The sequence below is a fragment of the Halolamina salina genome, from assembly GCF_042678005.1.
Lineage (GTDB): Archaea > Halobacteriota > Halobacteria > Halobacteriales > Haloferacaceae > Halolamina > Halolamina salina.
Genome location: NZ_JBHUDH010000088.1, coordinates 2,679 through 5,980, shown reverse-complemented (window position 1 = coordinate 5,980; position 3,302 = coordinate 2,679). Strand labels below are relative to the sequence as shown.

Below are 3,302 nucleotides of genomic sequence, written 5' to 3'. Positions count from 1 at the left end.
CGCGAGGTAGGTCACCGTCCCGTCGTCGTCGAGTTCGGCGTCGACGTAGCCGACGCCGTAGTCCTCCTTCAGCCGCGTCACCAGCCGTTCCCGGAGCGTCTCGGTGCCCGCGCGCGGGAACAGCAGCGTCTTCCCGCCCAGCTCGTCTTTCACCGCCGCCGGGACGGGGTCGTGGCTCGCCATGTCCTCGATCTCGTCGGTCGCGGGCAGTTCGACCGCCGAGAGCCGGGCGACGCCGCGGAGCGCGCGCCCGACGCTGGCGTTGACCTCGCGGGCGCCCGCCGCGCTCAGCACCCCCGAGCGGAGCGAGTCGCCAAGCCGGCGGCCGGGGATCGTGGCGACGAACGCCGACAGCAGCGTGAGCAGGTCGATGCCGATGCCGACCGCGTCGAAGGGATCGCCGCCGGGCGTCCCGATCACCCGCCCCAGCAGGCCGACCGTGTTGAGGTAGAGCGCGACGGTCGCGACGCCGAACAGCGCCGCCAGCCCGCGCGGGATCGGCTCCCGGAAGTACCAGCGGTAGGCCACCGAGACGCCCCCGGAGACGAAGAAGGCGAGCACCGAAAGCCCGAACAGCCCCCCGAGCGCCGGGAGCACCGCCACGTCGCCGAGCAGCATCTGGAGGATCACGCCGCCACCTCCGCGAACGCGTCGAGGTCGGCGGGCGCGCCGACGACGAACAGCTCCTGTCCGGCCGCGGGGACGTACTCGCTATCGGGGGCGACCGTCCAGCCGCCGTCGCTCCGCCCCGCGAGCACGACCACGCCGTACGTCGAGTGGACGCCCACCTCGCCCAGCCCGTGGCCGTCGAGGGGACCGCCCTCCTTCACCGTCACCCGGCGGAGGCGCTTGCCCGAGCGCCGCAGCAGCGCCAGCAGCTCGAATTCCTCGCGCTCGCCGCGGGACTGCACCGTCAGCCCGGTCACCTCGTGCGCGATCAGCGCCCGCGACGCCTCGCGAGTCACGGCGACGGTCACGCGGTCGCGCCCGCCCGCGGCGGTCTTGGCGGCTGGCGTCGACGGTGCAGCAACGTCCTCGCCGCCGTCGGTGACCGCGGGCGTCTCCCCCTCCTTCCCGGGGCGGACGCTCACGACCGTCCCGTCGTACTCGGCGTCGGCCGTGCGGAGCCGGACCTCGTCGCCGGCGGCCAGCCCCGTCGGCACCAGCGTCGTCAGCGACACCGCGCGCTTCCCGTTGGGGACGCGCTTGGAGAGCCCGGCGGTCGGCGGCGCGGCGGCGACGGTCGCGTGCCCGCGCTCGTCGATCCGGACCGACGCGTCGACGAGATCGAACTCGGTCCGGAGCTGGTCCTCGGCGCGGTGTTCGAGCTCGGAGATCGGAAGGTCCGCCGGCAGCGCGATCGACGCCTCGCGGATCTCCGCTCGGAGCTCCGCGGGCAGCGGCGGGTACCCCTCCAGATCGCCCACCTCGCCGGTGATGTTCAGCTTCACCTGCCCGCGGTTGCCGACGAACTCCACGACGTCGCTGGAGAGGGTGCGGCCGGCGAGCTTCTTCAGCGTGAGCCGCTTGGGCGTCGCCGCCCCCATCTGGTCGCCCTTCGCGTGGGCGTACATCGACAGCATCAGCACGACGACGATGGCGACGAGCACCGCGACGCCGTTCGTGCTGTTCGTGATCGCCTTGTCGTTGAGCGCGAGCAGGCCGCCGTTGACCCCCGCGATCGCGAGCGCGAGGACGACGGTACCGAACCCGGGGATGGTGACGTTGGTGAAGTACTTGAACGCGAACCCCAGCCCCCAAGAGACCAGCGCGGGGACGATGCCCGTCACCAGCCCGAGGTACACCCCGAGCAGGACCTGCAGCGGAAACGACGCCATACGCACAGCCAGCGGTGGGGGAGACATAGACGTACCGGCGTCGGCCGGATCGGCTGCCATTTAAGTACCCGCTCCGTCACTCCTCACGTATGCAGTGGGACCGGGACTGGCTCGGCGTGCGCGCCTCCATCCTGTTGACGTTCGCCGTCGCCGCGCTGTCGGTGGGGACGGGTATCGTCAACATCTCGACGACGACGGTCACTGGCCCGTTGGCGCCGTACATCCCGCCGATGGTCCGGCAGACGGTCGGGTTCACGGGCGCGCTGACGGGGTTTCTCACGCTGGCCGGGGCGTTCATGCTCCAGAGCCGCTACCGGCTGGGCTGGTACCTGACGGTCGTGATGCTGCCGATCACGGCCGCACAGGGGCTGCTACAGGCCAGCGAGTACTCCTACCCGCTGGTGGCGCTGTCGCTGATCACCCTGCTGGTGGTCCTGCTCAACCGTCGGACGTTCGACAACGAGCTCGACCTGACGACGACCCAGCTCGCCGCGACCGGCTCGCTGGTGGCCGCACAGGCGTACGGCACGGCCGGCACCTACGCGTTCCGCGACGAGTTCCACGGCGTCGACAGCCTCACCGACGCGTTCTACTACACGCTCGTCACCGGCAGCACCGTGGGGTACGGCGACATCTACGCCCAGACCGAGCAGGCGCGGCTGTTCGCCATGTCGGCGATCCTGCTCTCGGTGGCCTCCTTCGCGGTCGCGCTCGGTGTCGTGCTGACGCCGATGATCGAGGCCCGACTCTCCGCCGCACTCGGACGCATGACCGAACAACAACTCGACACGCTCGAGAACCACGTGCTGGTTCTCGGCTACGGCGACCTGACCGAACCGATTCTCGAAGAACTGGAAGACCAAGTGCGGTTCGTCGTCATCACCGAGGACGAGGCGGCGACCAGACGGCTGGCCAACCGCGACGTGCACGTCCTGACGGCCGACCCGAGCGACGAGGAGCCGCTGGAGAGCGCCGGGATCGACCGGGCGCGGGCCGTCATCGCCGCCACCAACAGCGACGCCGAGGACGCGCTGAGCATCCTGACCGCCCGCCAGCTCAACCCCGAGATCCACATCGCGGTCGGCGTGACCCAGCGGGAGAACGTGAGCAAGCTCAAGCGCGCCGGCGCCGACACGGTGATCAGCCCCGCCGCCATCGGCGGGCATCTGTTGGTCGAGGCGGCGATGGGAAAGGGGGATAGTGAGCGCGAGGCGAGCGATCTGTTGGGCGAGGAGTAGTCGTTTGAAACAGTGGGCGATTCTGGAACGTTGGCGTGCCTCCGCCTGATCTCTGGAACGTCATAGCTGACGGACTCGACGACAGCAACTCGTTCGTAGACCACTTGTAACCGCGACCGCTCCGCACAGCCCACAGGCCTCCCCAGCCGACTCGTTCCTTCGCTGTCGCTCAGTCACTCGTCCCTCGCGCGCTCGTTCGCGCACGGAGGCGTCGTGCGGGCGACCC

At 70.6% G+C, this 3,302-nt stretch carries 2 protein-coding genes and 1 pseudogene; 1 reads left to right on the top strand and 2 read right to left on the bottom strand.

All coding sequences use genetic code 11. The features are described 5' to 3' along the window. Window positions 1–630: pseudogene (locus ACFR9S_RS08435) on the bottom strand (potassium transporter TrkA); the annotation flags it as partial. Further along, a complete protein-coding gene (locus tag ACFR9S_RS08430; RefSeq protein ID WP_379818419.1) occupies window positions 627–1,838 on the bottom strand; it encodes a potassium channel family protein in 1,212 nt (403 codons plus the stop codon). The pseudogene ACFR9S_RS08435 and the gene ACFR9S_RS08430, both read right to left, overlap by 4 nt. 89 nt (window positions 1,839–1,927) lie before the next feature. On the opposite strand from ACFR9S_RS08430, the gene ACFR9S_RS08425 reads away from it, so the two are divergent. Continuing rightward, complete coding sequence (locus tag ACFR9S_RS08425; protein WP_379732475.1) at window positions 1,928–3,076, top strand: NAD-binding protein; 1,149 nt, start codon at window positions 1,928–1,930, stop codon at window positions 3,074–3,076. Window positions 3,077–3,302: the final 226 nt, after the last annotated feature.